Origin of the sequence: Streptosporangium sp. CA-135522 (assembly GCF_050949235.1) — a bacterium.
Classification (GTDB): domain Bacteria; phylum Actinomycetota; class Actinomycetes; order Streptosporangiales; family Streptosporangiaceae; genus Streptosporangium.
Genome location: NZ_CP192026.1, coordinates 3972331 through 3992420, shown reverse-complemented (window position 1 = coordinate 3992420; position 20090 = coordinate 3972331). Strand labels below are relative to the sequence as shown.

The 20090-nt window shown below is 72.4% G+C and carries 11 protein-coding genes (1 of these 11 running past the window's edge); 7 read left to right on the top strand and 4 right to left on the bottom strand.

Annotated elements, in window-relative coordinates:
* Positions 1-54: 54 nt before the first annotated feature.
* Complete coding sequence (locus ACQPYK_RS18550; protein ID WP_433256803.1) at positions 55-1263, bottom strand: damage-control phosphatase ARMT1 family protein; 1209 nt, start codon at positions 1261-1263, stop codon at positions 55-57.
* Positions 1264-1512: 249 nt separating this feature from the next.
* Between ACQPYK_RS18550 and ACQPYK_RS18545 the strand changes: the two genes are divergently transcribed.
* Both ACQPYK_RS18545 and ACQPYK_RS18540 read left to right on the top strand, forming a co-directional pair.
* A complete protein-coding gene (locus ACQPYK_RS18545; protein ID WP_433256801.1) occupies positions 1513-2106 on the top strand; it encodes a DUF4291 domain-containing protein in 594 nt (197 codons plus the stop codon).
* Positions 2107-2307: 201 nt separating this feature from the next.
* Complete coding sequence (locus tag ACQPYK_RS18540; protein ID WP_433258833.1) at positions 2308-3081, top strand: DUF72 domain-containing protein; 774 nt, start codon at positions 2308-2310, stop codon at positions 3079-3081.
* Here ACQPYK_RS18540 and ACQPYK_RS18535 read toward each other — a convergent pair.
* The 3 genes from ACQPYK_RS18535 to ACQPYK_RS18525 form a co-directional block, all read right to left on the bottom strand.
* Complete coding sequence (locus tag ACQPYK_RS18535; RefSeq protein WP_433256800.1) at positions 3042-4829, bottom strand: ABC transporter ATP-binding protein; 1788 nt, start codon at positions 4827-4829, stop codon at positions 3042-3044. The genes ACQPYK_RS18540 and ACQPYK_RS18535 overlap by 40 nt on opposite strands.
* Positions 4830-5034: 205 nt before the next feature.
* Positions 5035-7839, bottom strand: a complete 2805-nt coding sequence (gene lanL / locus ACQPYK_RS18530) for a class IV lanthionine synthetase LanL (protein ID WP_433256798.1) — start codon at positions 7837-7839, stop codon at positions 5035-5037.
* Between the two features lie 284 nt (positions 7840-8123).
* The gene (locus ACQPYK_RS18525) at positions 8124-9956 is read right to left on the bottom strand and encodes a BTAD domain-containing putative transcriptional regulator (protein ID WP_433256797.1); all 1833 of its coding nucleotides are present in this window, start codon (positions 9954-9956) and stop codon (positions 8124-8126) included.
* 216 nt (positions 9957-10172) lie between these two features.
* On the opposite strand from ACQPYK_RS18525, the gene ACQPYK_RS18520 reads away from it, so the two are divergent.
* The 5 genes in view from ACQPYK_RS18520 to ACQPYK_RS18500 are tightly spaced (each overlapping or abutting the next) and all read left to right on the top strand, a layout consistent with a single transcriptional unit that may run on beyond the window.
* Positions 10173-13646 carry an amino acid adenylation domain-containing protein gene (locus ACQPYK_RS18520; protein WP_433256795.1) on the top strand — a complete coding sequence of 1158 codons (3474 nt, stop codon included), beginning with the start codon at positions 10173-10175 and terminating at the stop codon, positions 13644-13646.
* Positions 13643-14407, top strand: a complete 765-nt coding sequence (locus ACQPYK_RS18515) for a thioesterase II family protein (RefSeq protein ID WP_433256793.1) — start codon at positions 13643-13645, stop codon at positions 14405-14407. Before ACQPYK_RS18520 ends, ACQPYK_RS18515 begins: the two co-directional genes overlap by 4 nt.
* On the top strand, positions 14404-16689 hold the full coding sequence (locus ACQPYK_RS18510; RefSeq protein ID WP_433256791.1) for a lantibiotic dehydratase: 2286 nt from the start codon (positions 14404-14406) through the stop codon (positions 16687-16689). Before ACQPYK_RS18515 ends, ACQPYK_RS18510 begins: the two co-directional genes overlap by 4 nt.
* Entirely contained in the window at positions 16686-18959 is a 2274-nt protein-coding gene (locus ACQPYK_RS18505; RefSeq protein WP_433256789.1) for a lantibiotic dehydratase, read from the top strand. The genes ACQPYK_RS18510 and ACQPYK_RS18505 overlap by 4 nt, the downstream gene beginning before the upstream one ends.
* Positions 18956-20090, top strand: partial view of an amino acid adenylation domain-containing protein gene (locus ACQPYK_RS18500; protein WP_433256787.1) — the beginning only. 2453 nt of this gene lie beyond the right edge of the window; 1135 of the gene's 3588 nt are visible here — the first part of the coding sequence; the start codon lies at positions 18956-18958; its stop codon lies beyond the right edge, outside the window. Before ACQPYK_RS18505 ends, ACQPYK_RS18500 begins: the two co-directional genes overlap by 4 nt.

Sequence of the window (20090 nt, the reverse complement as noted above, 5' to 3'; positions counted from 1 at the left end):
GGTGCGGCGTGATCCCGATGGCGGCGGCCCGGCGTGGCGAGGTGACCGGTGCGGCTACGGCCTGACCTGGATCAGAGCGTGCGTGCCGCTGGTACGCCAGGGGCGCCCGGTCGCGTCCAGCGCGGCGACCACCCCGGCTTCGAGGCCGACCACGACATCGCATTTGAGGGTGCGCAGCGCCGCCACGGGCCCGGGGAAGTATCCGACGGCCGAGGCGAACGCCGTGGTCGGCGGCCACGCCCGATCACCGACGAGGCGCCGGTAGTTCAGATCCCCCTTCATGATCGTTAGTGACGCGGACGCGAACTCCTCCCGCAGGTCGTCGGGCATCTCCTCGTACGGCAGGGGTGCGCAGGAGAAGGCGTGGGCCCGCACGGCCAGCCGCCCGGACCCCATCGCCCCCCACAGGCGATCCCCCATCTCGCCGGCCCGGCCGCCCGCGGCCGACAGCCGCCGCAGGCAGGCGACGACGTCGGCCGTCACGGCGTCGGAGACGTAGTACGGCGAGGGCTTCACGTGCAGGAGGACCTCTTCCGTCCCCCGCGCGTGCAGCAGGTGGTCGATCAGGGCGAGGTCGGGCAGCAGCTCGCCTCCGGCGTTGTCGGCGACGAGACAGATCCGTGCGGAGCGCGAGGCGTCCACCGCCGACCAGACGAGCTCGCCGTCGTCGGCCAGCAGGCCCGCCACTTGGCCGGCGGCCTGCTTCCCGGCGGCGGAGATCCGGAAGCCGAGGTCGGCCCGGTTGCCCCACAGCGCCCGGTGCATCAGCGTTCGGGCCTGCTCTCCGGCGGGCATGCCGGGCAGGTCCTCAATGGCGCGGAGCTCGGCCTCGACTCCCTCTCCGAGCAGTTCGGCCTGTTTGAAGGGCTCGAACGGGTCGACCCCGCGCCACGGCCCCGGATCGAAGTAGCCGACCGCGCCGAGGAGCTTGCGATAGAAGTAACCCTCCGCCCACAGGAACGGCGCGTCGTCCCATCGCCGCCCGAGGTGGCCCCGGTCCCAGCTCCGCCAGAGGTCGGCATCGGGCGCGGCCCCCTCGATGGGACCGATCACACCGTCGGTGATCTCCTTGAGCAAGAGGTCGAGCGCCCGCTGCCGGTCGGGTCCGTACGGCGTGGCGTCACGGACCTTCCGGATGAGGGCGGGGTGCCGGTCGTGCAGGACCCCCCAGGGGAAGGAGCCCGGTACGTCGCTCCGGATCACCGGCGACTCGGAGGTCACCTCGGGCCGCCCGGCCCGCCTCTGGGCATCGCCGTCCGCCATCTCCCGCTCCCCCATCCGCCGCACCCGCCTCACCGGTCCTCATCGCCGTGACGTCCGCGGCGTCCGCGGCGTCCCGGCGAACACGCCGACCATCTGAGTAGTATCGAACGCCCCGCGGCGGACGGGGACATCGCCCCCGGGCGGCGCTGCCACGGCGCTGCCGCGGCGAGGGCTCCTCGCGCCGCCCCGCCATCCCCGCCGCGTCAATCCTGTTGCCCGGTGAGGGCCCGATTCGCCAGGCTGATCGACATGAACGAGCCCTATCGGCAGATCCGCGCCGCGTACACCCAGGAGACCGTCACCCTCTACCAGGCCTACGACCCGCATATCGCCGGGCCCGCCGTCACCGCGCAACGGTTCGTCGCGCCGTTCAAGCGTGAGCGGATGACCTGGATCAAGCCGTCGTTCCTGTGGATGATGTACCGCTGCGGCTGGGCCGCCAAGCCCGGTCAGGCTCGCGTCCTCGCCATCGACATCACCCGCGACGGCTTCGAATGGGCGCTGGCCCACGCCTGCCTCAGCCACCACGACGGCGACCTGCACGGCGACCGTGACGCCTGGGCAGCCCGGCTCAGGGAGAGTCCCGTGCGGATCCAGTGGGACCCCGAACGCGACCTGCACCTGAACGCCCTGCCGTACCGCTCCATCCAGATCGGCCTGTCCCGCGAGGCCGTACACCGCTATGTCGACGAGTGGACCGTCGCGATCACCGATGTCACCGACAGGGCCCGCGACGTCCACGCGGCCGTCCGGAACGGTGACGCGGGCAAGGCGACGGACCTGCTCCCCGTCGAGCGGCCCTATCCCGTCCCGGCGGACCTGGCGCGGACCATCGGCGTCTGAGCCCGGCGGAAGGAGCGTCGAGGCCACCGGGTCGCCGCCCCCGCCGCGACGGCCGGCGGCACCGGGACGGCCCGCTCGGGATTCCACCGGGCTCCATCGGGACTCCACCGGACTCCACCGGGGCTCCGCGGGTGTGGGCCGGGCGGGTCACGGGCAGGTCCCGGTCGTGGAGACGTCGATCGACGGGACTGGCCTCTCATGATGCGGGTGGGGACGTCCGGCTGGCAGTACGCCGACTGGCGCGGCGGGCTGTACCCGCCAGGCCTGCCCCAGCGGCTGTGGTTGGAACGGTACGGCGAGTGCTTCGAGACGGTGGAGAACAACAACACCTTCTACCGGCTGCCGGCCCGCCAGACGTTCGAGAGCTGGAGGGATCGCACGCCGGACACGTTCGTCATGGCGATCAAGGCGAGCCGCTTCCTCACCCATGTCAAACGATTGAAGGATCCCCGGGAGCCGGTCGAGCGGCTGCTCGCCGCGGCCGAGGGGCTGGGGACCAAGCTCGGGCCGGTCCTGCTGCAGCTCCCGCCGACGTTGCCGGCCGATCCCGGGCTGCTCGACGCGTGCCTGCGTTGTTTTCCCTCCCACGTGCGCGTCGCCGTCGAGCCGCGGCACGCGTCCTGGTGGAACGATCCCGTCCGCGAGGTGCTGTCGGCGCACGACGCGGCCCTGTGCTGGGCCGACCGGCTCGGCCGTCCGCAGACTCCCCTGTGGCGCACGGCCGGCTGGGGTTACCTGCGTTTCCACGAGGGCCGCGCCCACCCCCGGCCCGCCTACGGCGACGATGCGCTGCGTTCCTGGCTACGCCGCCTGAGCCAGGCGTGGGACGGGCACTGTGACGTGTACGTCTACTTCAACAACGATCCGGGCGGCGCGGCGGTGCGCGACGCCGGCCGGTACGCGGAACTCGCACGCGCCGGAGGGTGGCCGGTGAGCTATGCGGCGCCGGTCTGGGCGCGGACCATCCGCGCGTAGAGCCCGTGCCGATCGCCGAGCAGGTCCAGACGCGTGCCCTGCTCCACCACCCGGCCTCCCTCCAGGGCCACGACGGTGTCGAAGGAGTCGAGCACGCCGAACCGATGGGTGATCATCACGGTCGTCCTGCCCACCCGTTCGGCCAGGAGCGCCTCGACCACCTCCAACTCGGTCAACGGGTCGAGCGCGGAGGTCGCCTCGTCGAGCACCAGCACCGGCGCGTCGGCCAGCAGCGCGCGGGCCAGGGCGATACGCTGCCGCTCTCCGCCGGAGAACAGCGCGCCCCGCTCGCCCACCAGGGAGTCGTAGCCGTCCGGAAGCGCCATGATCCGTTCGTGGATCCGGGTGGTCCGGCAGGCTCGCACGAAATCGTCCGTCGTGGCGCCGGGAGCGGCGTATCTGAGGTTGTCGGCGACCGACCCCTGCAGCAGGAAAGGCTCCTGCGTGGCGATGCAGATCCGGCCGGGCAGCGGAGCCTGGACCTCCGTCCCGTCCAGCGCGATCGATCCGTCGGTGGGCCGGTGCAGTCCGGCGAGCAGGTGGCCGAGCGTCGTCTTGCCGGAGCCGCTCGGGCCGACGACCAGCGTGGCGGACCCGGCCGGAATGTCGAGGCTCACGTCGTGCAGGGCCGGGCGATCCTCCTCGCCGACGCCCGGGTAGCGGAAGCCGGCGCCGCGTACGGCGAGCGCCCCGGGACCGGAGGCGGGCGCCCCGGGACCGGAGGCGGGGACCTGCCGGGGCTCCGGCTCGGGCTGGAGGTCGAGATAGCCGAAGACCCGCTCGAAGGCTCCCTGCGCGGAGCGGAACTCGGTGGAGATGTGCAGGATCTGCCACAGGGGCTGGTAGAGCCTGGACTGCAGCACGGTGAAGGCGACGAGCGTGCCCGCGGTGACCCCGTCCGTCAGTCCGGCCGCCACGAACACCAGATAGGGGGTCAGCACGAAGAAGACGTGCCCCACGCTGAGCACCCACTGGGCCACCACCCCCGAACGCACCCCCAGCAGCGCCAGCCGCTCGCTCTCCGCGGCGAACGCGGCGGCCTCGGCGTCACGCCTGCCGTGGATCCTGGCGAGGGTGACGCCTCCCGGAGAGAGGCGTTCGGCGACGATGGAGGACAGCTCCGCGCGGGCGCGCTGGCCGACGGCCGACAGGGTTTCGAGCGCCCGTCCCGAGCGGGAGGCCACCAGCAGGACGAGCGGCGACAGGATCAGGGCGACGATCGCCAGCACCGGTGACAGGGTCGCCATCGCGCCGGCCGCGACCACGAACCCGGCGGCGCCGGACAGCGCGCCCGGCAGGGTGTCCTTGACGGCGTGCTCGATCTGCGTGGTGTCGCCGGCCAGCCGCGACTGGATCTCGCCGCCCCGCTCGGTGGCGAAGAAGGCGAGCGGCATGCGCTGCAGGCGGCCGAACATCTCCGTGCGCAGCCCGTGCACCACGCGCTGCGCGACGCGGGCCGACACCCACGTCTGCGCCAGGTCCACCGCGCCCACCGCGCAGGCGAGGGCCGCCGCCAGCCCGGCGATCAGGGCGAGCAGCGGCAGGTCGGGGCCGCCCGGACCGAAGAGCGCCCGGTCGAAGACCATCTGCGTCAGCAGCGGGACGGCGGCGTTCAGGGCGGAGTAGACGGCGATGAGCACGACGAGGACGCCGACGGCGGCCCGGTACGGCATGAACAGCCGCACGACCCTGCGCCAGGTCCCTGGGGCGGGTGGGGTCTCCGAAGCGGAGGGGGGATGATCGCGCACGGCCGGACCTGCCCTTGTCTGGTGATCGAACAGAGCCCCGCCCGCCCGTCACCGGGCGGGCGGGGCCGTCATGTCAGTTGCCCGTCACATCAGTTGTCGGTGCAACCGAAGTGCCTGAGGCAGTTGGTCAGCCGGAGCGCCTCGGTGGCGCCGGGCTCGAGCTCCTGGAGAGCCTGCAGGTCCTCGACGTCGAAAGACATGGTCGTTACCTCCTGTGAATTTCGGGACCGCCTTGGTGCGGCCCGCTTTCCTTGCCATCGCCGTCCCGTCGCGGACGGCGAGTCTGTGGGGCGTCGTCGGGCATCCACAGCCGGGGGTGCCGGTGACGCAGCCGGAGGAGGAAGGCGAGGATGCCCGCCGTGCCTCCGAGGAAGGTGGGTGACGGAAGACCGGTGTGGGGGTCGGACACGAGCAGCCGGCCGGAACGCTCGACCGCTCTGGCCTCCAGGCAGCGGGCCAGGTCGCCGGCCCACCGGCGGTATCGGTCCTCGCCGGTCAGCTCTGCCATGTCGAGCAGGAACTCGCCGTCGCCGGCGAGCCCGTGGCAGGGCACCGGTCCCGACTGCCATCGGGTGCGGTGCACGGCCGCCGCCGCCTTGCCCGCGAGGTCGAGGGCGCGCGGATCGCCGGTGGCGGCCCAGTACCTCACCAGGAAGGAGCCGACCCCGGAGGAGCCGCTGCACCAGTACGGCCGGCGGGGACGCACCGTGCTCAGGTCGCCGCGCAGGGTCGGCCACCAGGCGGCGTCGGCGTCGACGTCCGCGTGTTCGTGGAGGGCGTGGGCGATCTCATGCACGGTCTGCGTCCAGTCGGGCCGGTCGAGCGCCCGGGCGGCGTGGAGCAACGCGGTCCCGATGCCGGCGATGCCGTGCGCGAAGCCGAAGTGGTTCGCGCCGGCGAGGCCGGAGTCGAGCGTCTCCGGCGTCGGCCACTGCGGATGCCCGTCCAGGTACGACCGCGCGTCGTGCAGGTTTCCGAACATCCTGGTGGCGCGCTCGCGCAGCGCCGGGTCGCCCGATCGCAGCGCGATGTGCAGGACCGCCATGCCGCATCCGGCCAGCCCGTGCGTCACGTCGGGAGAGGGGTGGTCCGTCGGCAGCAGGCTCGCCGCCCGCACCGCGAATCGCGCCAGCGCGGTGTCGTCCATGGCCGTCGCCGCGTCGTACAGCGCCCACACCGCTCCGGAACGCCCGAAGTGGAGGCCGGGCCGCCAGACGTCCTCCTCCTCCAGCCGTCGCCGCAGCCAGTGTGAGAGCGCGGCGACCGTGCCGGCCGCCTCCGGCACGGCCATGGCCGGCGTCAGGACGCCGAGGACACCCGCGGCGCCGCCGTGCACCGAGCACGGATCCACTTCGGCTCCGTCGAGGGTCCCGTCGAGGGCTCCGGACCAGGACGACGAGTCTCCGCCGCCGGCCGTCACCGTCTCCACCAGATACGCGACCCCGTCCCCGATCATCCGGTCGATCCGGTCCACCGGCCGGGTGACGCCGTCGTGGACCATGCCGTCGTGGACCATGCCGTCATGGACCCTGGACGCGACTTCCGGGACGGCTCGCTCGGGCACGGGAGCGGGGCCTGCCCGCTCGGACGTGAGCGTGGCGAGGAAGCGCTCGCACCTGTCCAACGACCAGCGCCGCTCCGGCTCGGCGGCCAGCAGGCCTTCCACCAGCGGCAGCAGCAGGGCCAGTGTGGGGTTGGCCGCGGCCGCCGCGGTGAGCGGCCCGGGACCCGGCGGATCCGGATGGGCGCCCGTCGCCAGGAAGTACACCATCGCGCCGAGGCTGTAGAGATCGGCGGTCCCGTCGGGGGCGGGCAGGTGCTCTCCGACGTGGTCGGCCAGCTCCGGCGCCAGGTAGCCCGGGGTTCCGCCGACCATGACGACGGCGCCCGGCACGGCCGCGTGCTCCAGGTCGATGAGCCGCAGGCTTCCGCCGGGCAGTCGCATCACGTTGTTGGGCGACAGGTCGCCGAACACGTGACCCCGGCCGTGCACCGCCCTCAACAGCTCGACCAGGCGGCCGACGAGCGGCAGCACCTCGGCGATCCCGTTGCCGAACCCGTCCTCGCCCAGTGGCCCGGCGTTGCCGTCCGACCAGCGCTGCAGGGTGATCCCCGGCACGAACTCCTCGACGAGAAAGGCGTGGCCGCCCTGCTCGAAGAAGTCGACCACCGCGGGGACCGCCCCGGTCGCCGCGAGCTCCCGCAGGACGGAGCGTTCCGTCGCCACCCGGTCCCGTGCGTCCCTGCCGCTCAGATCGGCGCACGCGTGTGGGCGGCCCTCCTTGACGATCACCTCGTGCCCGGTCTTGGTGTCCTCGGCGAGATACACCCCGCCCCGGTTGGCATGCCGTACGGCCTCGCGGACGACGAACCGGTCGTTCAGCATGACCGCGGCCGCTCCGGGGCGCCGGGGCGCCGGGGCCTCGAACGGGCAGATCGCGAACGGTGGCGGGGAGAAGCGCGGCTGCCGCTCGTCGGGGACGAGCCGGCCCTGCGGGGATCGCAGCCGGACCTCGTAGAAACCGTCGTTGCCGAGCGTCCGGTGCCCGCTGAAAGCGCCGTAGCGGTAATGCACGATTCCGCCGGCCCGGTAGGGGCGGTCGGAGAGGATCGCCGGCCCGGGAAGGCCCCGGGTCACCTCGTCGAGAATGGCGGCCAGACGCACCGACTCGGCGTCGTCACGCGGATAGGCGGTGATGAACTTCCCCGCCTGGGCGCGGCTGCAGTGCGGCTCGAGGAATTTCCAGTAGTCGTGCAGCCGGGCGGGGAACTTGAAGGCGCAGGCGGCCTCGGCCAGCACCCGCGAGACGCGGGAGAGCACCACGGGGGCGGAGAGCATCGTCGCGGAGACGTGCAGCTTCCAACCCTGGTCGGGCAGCGGACGACCGGTCGGCATGACCTTGCACCACAGTCCGTCCTCGGCGACCCGCCAGTCTTCCGCCCCGGCGCGCCCGAGTTCGGCGGTGACGATGTCGCGCAGGATGGCCGGATCTCCCGAACGCACTCTCACGTGGACCCACCCCCGATCTTCGCGGTTCTTGCTCGCAGAACCCGAGATTGGTGGAGAAGTCTTGTAAATTACTGGTAATTGGATTGCATAGGAGGTGAGAGGCGCATTCCACGCCTCAGAGAGGGATTTCGGTCATATCGGCTATAGCGTTATTGACATTTTTGGACGCACTTGTCTTGACTGCATCACACGTGTTCACACTCGCTCTGACCACGGCGGCGACGGCGGACGCCGCCGGTCCCGCGCGCCTGCCGGTACGGCGCCCCGGCTCGTGGAGGCGCGGGCTACGACCGCGCCGAGTCCAGGCCGAGGACGAACAGCCGGGCCAGATCGTCGAGGCGGTAGTGGACGCGTTCCGTCTGGCCGGTGTTGACCACCGAGACGAACCGGGCCTCGGCCAGGACCCCCAGATGGTCATGGGCGGTGACGTGGTTCAGGCCGCACACGGCGGCGACGGTGCCGACCGCGAAGTAGACCGGGCCCAGCTTGGCCAACCGGGCCAACGTCGGCCGGACGTCCTCCCTTATCCAGTCGTGGCACTGTCGCAGGCCGTCCCGCACCGCCAGATCCGCGACGCTGAGCTCGTCCAGGCGACGCTCCTCGTCACGCAGCAGGGCGACCAGGGTGGCGATCGGCCAGTGCGGGCGGGCGGCGAGCCGGGCGCCGCAGATGCGCACCGCCAGGGGCAGGCCGCAGCACAGCCGGACCAGCTCGGCCGCGGCCTCGGGCTCGGCGGTCGCCCGCTCGTGCCCGATGACGGCCGCCAGCAACTGGACGGCGCGGTCGACGTCGAACCGGCCGAGTTCGACGACCCTCGCGCCGCTGACGCCCACCAGCCGGCACCTGCTGGTGATGAGCGCCGAACACGTCGGGGAGCCGGGCAGCAACGGTCTCACCTGCGCCTCTCCCTCGGCGTTGTCCAGCACGACCAGGATGCGACGGCCGCTGAGGAGACTGCGGTAGAGGGCCATGCGCTCGGCCAGGTCGTCCGGGACGTCGTTCTTGCCGATCCCGAGTGCCCGCAGGAACCGTCCGAGCACGTGGAACGGGAGCTCGGCGTCGGCCGCGATGCCGCGCAGGTCGGCGTAGAGCTGACCGTCGGGGTACAGCTGCGCCAGCCGCTGCGCGACGTGCACGGCCAGAACGGTCTTGCCGGCTCCGGCGGCGCCGGTGATCCCCGCGACCAGCGCGGTCGGCCGCATCGGGTCGTTCAGCATCCCGCCCAGGTAGTCGAGGAGCACGGCGATCGGCTTGTCGCGCCCCGTGAAGTCCGCGATGTCGGCGGGAATCTGGTGGGGCACGACCGGACGCCCCCCTCCCGGGACGCGGGCCGGCCCGCTCCTGCCGACCAGCGGAGGATCCTGGTCGAGCACGCCGAGATAGGCGCGCTGCACGTCCGCGCTGGGCGCGACTCCCAGCTCGTCGGCGAGCCGGGATCTCAACTGCTCGTACTCCATGAGCGCCTCGGCGGGCCGGCCGCAGGCGGCGAGCAGCTCGATCAGACGCGTGTGCAACGGTTCGTCGAAAGGCCGCGACCGAGCCAGGGCTCGGGTCCTCGGCAGCAGCAGTTCGGGAGCCTGGACCGATATGGCGAGCGCGGCCAGCCGTTGCAGGCACATGGCGTGGTCGTCGTCCAGCGCCCGGATCGCGGAGTCGTGCCGCACCCCGTCGGGGGCGCCGTCCAGCACCGGTCCGCGCCACTGTTCGAGCGCGGTCATCAAGGAGGTCAGGCGCAGGTGGGGGTCGATGCCGGCGGTGTCGGAGTCGGCGGCCAGGACCGCCCGGAACCGGGCGGCGTCGACGAAGCGGTCCGGCAGTCGCAGCCGGTAGCCGCCGTCGACGTGCTCGACGCAGGCGATCGACCCGGCCTCGCAGCGCAGCCAGGAGCGCAACCGCGACATGGCGGTACGCAGGGCGATCATGCTGCCGGCGCCGTGGCCCCACACCTGCTCCAGCAGCCGCTCCTCGGCGACGATCTCATCGTTGTGCAGCAGCAGCACGGCCAGCAGCATGCGGGGATGGCGCGCCGGCAACGGCACCGTGACCCCCGCCAGGCGCACCTGGAGCGGCCCGAGGATCTGGAAGTCGCACATGGGAACAGTGCTGTCGACGATCATGGCCGTTCCTCCGCCTGAGCCTCCCGCGAAATCTGCGTGAGAGGTCACCCCTGAACCGCATATAGCCACGTTTGCGGATAAAGCAATCGTATGGCTAATGATCAGCAAAGTCTCCCCTTTACCGTTCCATATGTCAGCGGGCCGCGAGCCATGCCTGACCGCGTAACAGGGGCGATGGCGGATTCAGATGGTGATTAACGTGCAGGAACTCCACTAATGCCACAAACGGTAGTCGGCCGATTCCTCGATGTCGTAAGTAACAATTCCGACCGCATAGCGGTGTACTCGACCGGTTCCCCGGTCACCTATGCGGAGTTGGCCTTCGCGGCCGGGGGGATACAACACCTCGTCACCACGGCGGGAGGCCGCTCGGGAGCGCGCGTCGGCCTGCTGGTCGGCCACGGCCCGAGCATCGTCCCCTCGATCATGGGGGCCCTGCTCGCCGGCTGCGTCTACGTGCCGTTGGACCCGTCCTATCCGGTGCCCCGGCTGGCGTACATGCTCGACGACGCCGACGTGAGCGTGCTGGTCACCACCCGCGAGCACGAGGCGCTCGCCCGGACCCTGCTCGGAGACCGGCCCTGCCGCGTGGTGTTCGTCGAGGACGCGCCCACGATGCCGCCCGCCCCCGAAGCGATCGAGCCGGACAACCTGGCCTACCTGCGCTACACCTCCGGGTCCACCGGAACGCCCAAAGGGGTGGCCCAGAGCCACCGCAACCTGCTGCACTGCGTGGACAACCAGATCGAAAGCCTGTCGATCACCGGCGAGGACCGGCTCAGCCTGCTCGCCTCGGTCAGCTTCGACGCCTCCATCCCGGACATCTACCCCGCCCTGCTGAGCGGTGCGGCCGTGGTGCCGATCGACGTCCGCGCGCTCGGGCCGGATGAGCTGGTGCGCCGCCTCACCGACCTGGGGGTGACCGTCTACCATTCCACGCCGACGCTCTACCGGTACGTGCTCGACGCGCTGGGACCCGGCGGCCGGCTGCCCGCGGTGCGCACCGTACTGCTCGGCGGTGAGCGGGTGAGCAGGTCCGACGTGGCGGCGGGCCGGGGACGTTTCGCCGGCGGTTGCCGGTTCGTCAACGGGTACGGAGCCACCGAGGCCACCTTCGTGGCCCACTACCGGACCTCCTTCGACTCCCCGGAGACCGAACCGCAAGCCGGTCCCGCGGTACCGATCGGCCACGCGCTGCCGGGCTACGAGGTGGTGCTGCTCGACCCCGACGGCGACGGGCTGGGCGAGATCGCCATCCGCAGCCCGTATCTGGCGCTGGGCTACTGGCGGGATCCGGAGCGCACCGCCGAACGGTTCAGCACCGACGACGACGGCAGGCGGCTCTACCGCACCGGCGATCTCGGGCGCGAGCTTCCCGACGGCACTCTGGTCTGCCTGGGCAGGCTCGACCGGCAGATCAAGGTACGCGGGTTCCGCGTCGAACCGGCCGAGGTGGAGGCGCACCTGTCGGGGCAGCCGGGGGTGGCGCGGGCCGTGGTCACGCTCTCCGGCGACAGGCTCGTCGCCCACGTCCAGCGTTCCGCCGGCGCCGTGCTCGATCCGGCCGCGATGCGACGCGCCACGGCCGAGGTCCTCCCGGACCACCTCGTACCCGCCGCGATCATGGTGCTCGACGCGCTGCCGCTCACCCCGACCGGCAAGGTGGACGCCCGTGCCCTGCCCGCGCCGCGCTCCGCCCGCGCCGGCGAGCCGCCGGCCACACCCGCCGAGGCGGCGGTGCACGACATCTGGTGCGACGTGCTCGGTGTGTCCGAGATCGGGGTCACCGAGCCGTTCTTCGACGCCGGCGGGCACTCCTTGCTGCTGGGACGGCTCCAGCAGCGGCTGACCGGCGTGTTCGGGACGCCGGTGCCGATGACGATGTTGTTCGAGCACACCACGGTGCGGGCCCAGGCCCGGGCCCTGTCGGCTCCGGCCGGGGCACCACCCCCCCGGCCGGCCGCCCCGGCCTCCATCACGGACGCCGACGCCGACACTGATGCCGACACTGATGCCGACGGCTTCGACGGGCACATCGCGGTGGTCGGTCTGGCCTGCCGGTTTCCCGGCGCACCCGACCCGGCCGCGTTCTGGACCGTGCTGTCCGACGGGGTGGACGCCATCTGGGACTACCCGGAATCGGAACTGCGCGCGCTGGGGGTCGGAACGGCGCTGCTCGCCGATCCGGCGCATGTGAAGGCCGGCGGGAAGCTGGAGGGAGTGACGGACTTCGACGCGGATTTCTTCGGATTCTCCGCCGACGAGGCCACCCGCACCGATCCGCAGCACCGGCTGTTCCTGGAGACGGCCTGGGAGGCCCTGGAGGACGCGGGATGCGACCCGGACCGGTTCGACGGCCAGGTCGGCGTGTTCGCCTCCACCTCGGCCAACCGGTACTTCCTGTTCCACCTGTTCGGCAACCCCGCCGCCGGCGTACCGGACGACCCCGACGACTGGGAGGGACGGCTCCTGCCCCACCAGCGCTCCGACCACCTGCCGGGGCAGGTGGCCTACCGGCTGGGTCTGACCGGTCCGGCGATCGCGGTGCAGACCGCCTGCTCCAGTTCCCTGGTGGCGGTGTGCCTGGCCGCCCAGAGCCTCATCGACCACCGCTGCGATCTCGCACTCGCGGGCGGCGTCAACGTCACCTGGCCCCGCTACCGGCACACCTCCGGCGGCATGGCCTCCCTTGACGGCCGGTGCCGCGCGTTCGACGCCGCGGCCGACGGCTCGGGGTTCTCCAGCGGCAGCGGCGTGGTGGCGCTGAAGCGGCTCGCCGACGCCATGGCCGACGGCGACCACGTGTACGCCGTGATCCCCGGCTGGGCGATGGGCAACGACGGCGCCGCCCGGGCCGGCTTCGCCGTACCGGGCCTGGCCGGGCAGACGGCCGCGGTGACCGAGGCCCTCGGCGACGCGGGAATCTCCCCCGACGAGGTCGGCCTGGTGGAGACGCACGGCAGCGGCACGCCGCTGGGGGACGCCATCGAGGTGGAGGCGCTGACGCGGGCCTTCCGGGCGGCCGGCGCGCAGGGCACCGGATACTGCGCGCTGGGCGCGGTCAAGACCAACATCGGTCATACGGACGCCGCCTCGGGGATCGCGGGGTTCATCAAAGCGGTCCTGTCGGTGCGCCACGGGCAGATCCCCGGCAACCTGCACCTGGACACCCCCAACCCGCAGCTCGACCTGGAACGTGGACCGTTCTACCTGCCCGCCAAGACCACGCAATGGCCCGACGGCCGACGGCGCGTCGCCGGGGTCAGCGCGATCGGCATCGGCGGCACCGGTGCTCACGTCCTGGTGGCCGAAGCCCCACAGCCACCGGCCGTCGCATCCCCGTCCGGCGGCCGGTACCTGCTCCCCGTCTCCGCCCGCTCCCCCGAGGCCCTGCGCGCCGCGATCGTACGGCTGCGCGACCACCTCGCCGCCAACCCCCACCTGTCCCCGGCGGACGTGGCGCACACCCTGACGGCCGGGCGCCGCTCCTTCGCCCACCGGGTCGTCGTGGAGTGCGGCAGCCTCGCCGAGGCGGTCGCGGCCCTCGACCCCGACCTGCTGACGCCCCGGGCAGGTGCGCCGCAGACGCCGTCTTCCGGCTCCGCCGTCCCGGGCCGGCTCCTACCCCTGCCCACCTATCCCTTCCAACGGCAGCGCCACTGGATCGACCCGCCGGGAGGCACCCGATGACCACCCTGACGGCCCGCTGGTTCCGTTGTCCGCGGCCGCTGCCGCACGCGGCGCTGCGGCTGTTGTGCCTGCCGTACGCCGGCGCCGGCGCCGGCGTGTTCCATCCATGGCCGGCCGCCCTCGCCCCCGGCGTGGAGGTGCTGGGCGTCCAGCTCCCGGGCCGGGAGAACCGGATCGTCGAGCCCGCCGAGATCGACCTGGCCGAGCTGGCCGACGCCGTCGCCGACGCCGCGGTCGCCGACGGCCGCCCCTACGCGCTGTACGGTCACTCGCTGGGCGCGCGGCTCGCGTTCGAGGTGACACGGCTGCTGCGCCGTACGGGTGCGCCCCTGCCTGCCCGGCTGTACATGGGCGCCGCGCGGGCGCCGCACCTGCAGGGGTCCGACACGTTCGACGGGCTCTCCCGGGTGTCCGACGACGAACTGGTGGCCCGGGTCGTGGCCGGGGGCGGCGTGCCCGAAGCCGTCGCCGGCGAGCCGGAGTTGCTGGAGCTGCTGCTGCCGACGCTGCGAGCGGACTTCACCTGGCTGGACGACTACGTGTACCGATCCGAACCGCCGCTGCCGGTGCCGATCACGGCCTTCGCCGGCACGCTCGACCGGGCCGTCTCCGTGGAGCAGATGGCCGGTTGGGAGCGGCACACCACCGCGGGATTCGTTCTGCACCACGTCGAAGGCGGCCACTTCTTCCTCCAGGACCGGCTGGACGACTTGATCGCCCTCCTGTCAGCGGATCTCAGGTCCGTGGACGGTGGGCGGTGACGAAGGTCGATCTGGGCGGTACCGGCTGGTCGGTGTGGTCGGACGCGCTGCTGCGCACCACCGGATTCCCCGCCGACGGACTGGACGCCTTCGCCGCACCCTCGGCCGCCGCCGCGGCCGACGACCTGCTCGCCGGCCACGGCGACGCCGCCGTCTTCGACAAGGCACTGACCGAGGCGATCGCCACCGGAGCCGCCAAGATCTACGCCATCGCCGCCGACCCGCTGTTTCGCGAGGCCGTCACCTGGCAGAACCCCGGCGTACTGATCGCCCTGGACGGAATCGTCACCGGCGGCCCCGACGCCACCCGCAACGTGCGCCGCCGCGACCGCGAACGAGCCGTCGTCCGGTACTGGCAGCGCTACTGCGCCAAGAACGAGACCATCGGCTTCTTCGGCCCCGTCTGCTGGATCACCGTCGAGGACGACGCCGAGCGCGCGCTGAAGGTGCGCACCGGCGCGAGCCTGCTGCGCCGAAGGCGCGTCTTCTTCGAGGGCTGGGTGATGACCGCCTACGCCGACCACCTCGCGGAGGATCCGCGGGTGCGCCGCTGGTTGCCGCCGATGCTGCTGCCTCATCTCAGTCTGAGCGGACGGCATCTGTTGCGTCCCATGCAGCCCCCGCTACCCCTGTCACCACCGGAAGCGGCCGTGCTCGCCCGCTGCGACGGCCGCACCCCGGCAGCGGAAGTCGTCACCGAACTGGCCCGCCCCGAAGACGGCTACCTGCTCCTGCAACGACTGACCGAACGCGACCTGATCACCTGGGACGCCGCCCTGCCCATCGGCCGCGACGCCGAACAAGCCCTCCGCGAACGCATCACCACCATCGACGACCCCCACCTGCGAACCCACGCCCTGACCGGACTGGACCGGCTGTGCGCCGCCCGCGACGCCGTCGCCGCCGCCGCCGGCGACCCCGACACCCTCAAAAACGCCCTCGCCGCCCTGGACCAGGAATTCACCGCCATCACCGGCGCCCCATCCCGCCGCCGCGACGGCCAGATGTACGCCGGACGCACCCCCTGCTACGAAGACACCACCCGCGACCTCGACGTCACCATCGGCACCACCCTCCTCGACGACCTCGCACCGGCCCTCGACGTCATCCTCACCACCGCCCGCTGGCTCACCCATGCGATCAGCTCCGCCTGCCAGGACGTCCTGTCGGACCTCCACGCCGAGCTGCGGGCGGAGGCCGACGCCCCCGTGCGCCTGGCCGACCTGTGGTATCTCGCCCAGGGACTGTTGTTCACCGGGGGTGACAATCCGTTCCGCACGGTGGCGGACGACTTCGCCCGGCGGTGGGCCGAGCTGATCGCCGTACCGGCCGGTGCCGAGAGGACCACCCATGTCCGGCTCTCCTCCGCCGAACTGGCCGAATCGGTGGCGCGGCTGTTTCCGGCCGGGCGTCCCGGCTGGGCAGCGGCCCGGGTGCACAGCCCCGACCTGCAGATCTGCGCCACCGACGTCGAGGCCGTCAACCGCGGCGACTACCAGGCGGTCCTCGGCGAGCTGCACCCGGCGTGGCCGGCGTTCGACAGCGCGCTGTTCAGCCCGTTCCACCCCGACCCGGATCGGCTGCGCGCCGACCTCGATCAGGATCTGGGGCCGGACCGGATCCGGATCCTGTATCCGGAGAACTATCCGCGCAACACCAGCCGCACCGGTTACGGGCTCGTCCGGCCGCGTGACCGGCAGCTGGGCGTCGACAGGGCACGGGGCGCCGACCCCGACCGGCTGCTGCCCGCCACCGCGGTCATCGTCTCCGACCAGGACGGGACACTGACCGCCACCGCACCCGACGGACACCGCTGGCCACTGATCGAGATGTTCGCCGAGATGCTCAGCACGCAGTTGCTGGACGCCTTCAAGCTGACCACGCCCGCCGCCCATGTCCCCCGGATCACCATCGACCGGCTCGTCATCAGCCGCGAGACCTGGCGCACCACCGTCGCCGCCACCGGCCTGGCCGACATCACCAACGAACGCGAACGCTACCTCGCCACCCGCACCTGGCGACACCGCCTCACCCTCCCCGACCAGATCTTCGTCAAGATCGGCACCGAAGTGAAACCCTGCTACTTCGACCTCACCAGCCCCCACTACATCGGCGTCCTGTGCACCATGCTCCGCACCGCCGGACCCGACGCCTCCGTGACCATCAGCGAAGCCCTCCCCACCCCCGACCAAGCCTGGGTCCCCGACCACAACGGCAACCGCTACTTCAGCGAACTCCGCCTCCAGATCACCGACCCCACCACCACCGGCGGTGAGCGGTGACGAAGGTCGATCTGGGCGGTACCGGCTGGTCGGTGTGGTCGGACGCGCTGCTGCGCACCACCGGATTCCCCGCCGACGGACTGGACGCCTTCGCCGCACCCTCGGCCGCCGCCGCGGCCGACGACCTGCTCGCCGGCCACGGCGACGCCGCCGTCTTCGACAAGGCACTGACCGAGGCGATCGCCACCGGAGCCGCCAAGATCTACGCCATCGCCGCCGACCCGCTGTTTCGCGAGGCCGTCACCTGGCAGAACCCCGGCGTACTGATCGCCCTGGACGGAATCGTCACCGGCGGCCCCGACGCCACCCGCAACGTGCGCCGCCGCGACCGCGAACGAGCCGTCGTCCGGTACTGGCAGCGCTACTGCGCCAAGAACGAGACCATCGGCTTCTTCGGCCCCGTCTGCTGGATCACCGTCGGCCCCGCTTCACGGGCGTTGGACGTCCGCACCGGAACCGGCCTGCTACGTCGGCGCCAGGTGTTCTTCGAGGGCTGGGTGATGAACGCCTACGCCGACCACCTCGCTCACGACCCGCGGATCCGCCGCTGGTGGCCACCCGCGCTACTGCCCCACCTGACCGTGCACGAACGGCATCTGATGCGTCCCATGCAGCCCCCGCTACCCCTGTCACCACCCGAAGCGGCCGTGCTCGCCCGCTGCGACGGCCGCACCCCGGCAGCGGAAGTCGTCACCGAACTGGCCCGCCCCGAAGACGGCTACCTGCTCCTGCAACGACTGACCGAACGCGACCTGATCACCTGGGACGCCGCCCTGCCCATCGGCCGCGACGCCGAACAAGCCCTCCGCGAACGCATCACCACCATCGACGACCCCCACCTGCGAACCCACGCCCTGACCGGACTGGACCGGCTGTGCGCCGCCCGCGACGCCGTCGCCGCCGCCGCCGGCGACCCCGACACCCTCAAAAACGCCCTCGCCGCCCTGGACCAGGAATTCACCGCCATCACCGGCGCCCCACCCCGCCGCCGCGACGGCCAGATGTACGCCGGACGCACCCCCTGCTACGAAGACACCACCCGCGACCTCGACGTCACCATCGGCACCACCCTCCTCGACGACCTCGCACCGGCCCTCGACGTCATCCTCACCACCGCCCGCTGGCTGACGGCGACGCTGGCCGACGCCTACGCGACGGCGCTGCGCGAGCTTTACGACGAGCTTCGGGAGGAAACCGACGCCCCGATCCGGCTGGCCGACCTGATGTCGCTGGCGCAGGGCCTGTTCTGGGGGACCGGGCGGCGGCCCGCGGACGACGTCACCGAGGAGTTCACGCGGCGCTGGATGAGTCTGTTCGGCCTGCGGGAGGGCGGCTCCGAGGTCCGGCTGGCCGCCGCCGACCTCGCCGAACCCGTGGCCCGTCTCTTCCCCGCCGAGCGTCCCGGCTGGGCCACGGCCCGGTTGCACAGCCCCGACCTGCAGATCTGCGCCACCGACGTCGAGGCCGTCAACCGCGGCGACTACCAGGTGGTCCTCGGCGAGCTGCACGCGGCGTGGCCGACGTTCGACTGCGACCTGTTCACCGCCTGGCATCCCGAGGTCGACCGGCTCAGGGAGGAGCTGGCCGCCGACTTCGGGCCGCACCGGGTGCGGCTGCTCCACCCCGACACCTGGCCCCGGCACACCGGGCGGGTGGCGGCGTCGCTGATCGGCGCCACCGACCGGTTGCTGGGGTTCGCCGCGGCGCCCGGCGCCGACCCCGACCGGTTGCTGCCCGCCACCGCGGTCGTCGTCTCCGACCAGGACGGGACACTGACCGCCACCGCACCCGACGGACACCGCTGGCCACTGATCGAGATGTTCGCCGGGATGCTCAACGGACTCGCCGTCGACGCGTTCAAGCTGACCACGCCCGCCGCCCATGTCCCCCGGATCACCATCGACCGGCTCGTCATCAGCCGCGAGACCTGGCGCACCACCGTCGCCGCCACCGGCCTGGCCGACATCACCAACGAACGCGAACGCTACCTCGCCACCCGCACCTGGCGACACCGCCTCACCCTCCCCGACCAGATCTTCGTCAAGATCGGCACCGAAGTGAAACCCTGCTACTTCGACCTCACCAGCCCCCACTACATCGGCGTCCTGTGCACCATGCTCCGCACCGCCGGACCCGACGCCTCCGTGACCATCAGCGAAGCCCTCCCCACCCCCGACCAAGCCTGGGTCCCCGACCACAACGGCAACCGCTACTTCAGCGAACTCCGCCTCCAGATCACCGACCCCACCACCACCGGCGGTGAGCGGTGAGCGATCTGCTGACCGGCTCGAAGGCGAGCCAAGACGTGGAGACGGGCCACGGCCCGGACACCGGCCGGCCGCTCCCCGCGGCGCGGACCGTCGTCGACCTCGTCGTGGCGCGGGCCCGCGCGGTGCCGAACGCGGTCGCGGTCGCCCAGTGGGGCGAGGAGATCACCTACGGCGAGCTGGTCGGTCGCGCCACGGCGCTCTCCGCCCGGCTCGGCGCGCTCGGCATCGGACCGGAGACCAGGGTCGGGATCTGCATGGAGCGGCGGCCCGCGCTGCTGGTCGCGGTCCTCGGCGTGCTGCTGTCCGGCGGCTGTTACGTGCCGCTGGACCCGGCCGGTCCGCGGCTACGGCTGCGGGACATCGCCGCCGACGCGGGGCTGGACGTCGCGGTGTGCGACCGGACGGGAGCCGAGGTGGCCGGCGCGGCGGGGCTGCGGTGCGTCGTCGTACCCGAAGCCGCCGAAGCCGCCGAACCGGCTCGGCCCGCCGGCCCGGCCGCCGTGCCCGCCTGCCCGGCCGCGCCGGACAACCTCGCCTACGTGATGTACACCTCCGGCTCCACCGGACGGCCCAAGGGCGTGCTCATCACCCACCGCAACCTGATCGAGTTCGTCCTCGACTGCGCCGCGAGCACCGGGGCCGAGGAGACCACTCGCGCGCTGGCGTTCTCCTCTCTCGGTTTCGACGCCTCCGTAATCGACCTGTTCGTGCCGCTGACCGTGGGCGGGGCGATCCAGCTCGCCGGTGACGCCGACCGCACCGACCCGGCCAGGCTGCAGCGCTTCGTCTCCGAACACCGGGTCACCTGGGGGGTCGTCACCCCGGCCGTGCTGTCCCTGCTCGACCCGGCCGCGCTGCCCGGCTGGCGGCTGGTGATGTGCGGCGGCGACGCGGTGCCGCCCGCGCTGGTCAACCGGTGGGCCACGGCCGGCCGCCGGTTCCTCAACGTCTACGGACCCACCGAGACCACGGTGACGGTCGTCGCCGACGAGCTGACCGCGCCGCAGGCCGTACCGGTGCCGATCGGTCACCCGACGACGGGCCATCGCTGCTACGTCGTCGACGAGCGGCTCCACCAGGTCGAGCCCGGCGTGGAGGGTGAACTGCTGGTCGGCGGTCCAGGCGTGGCCC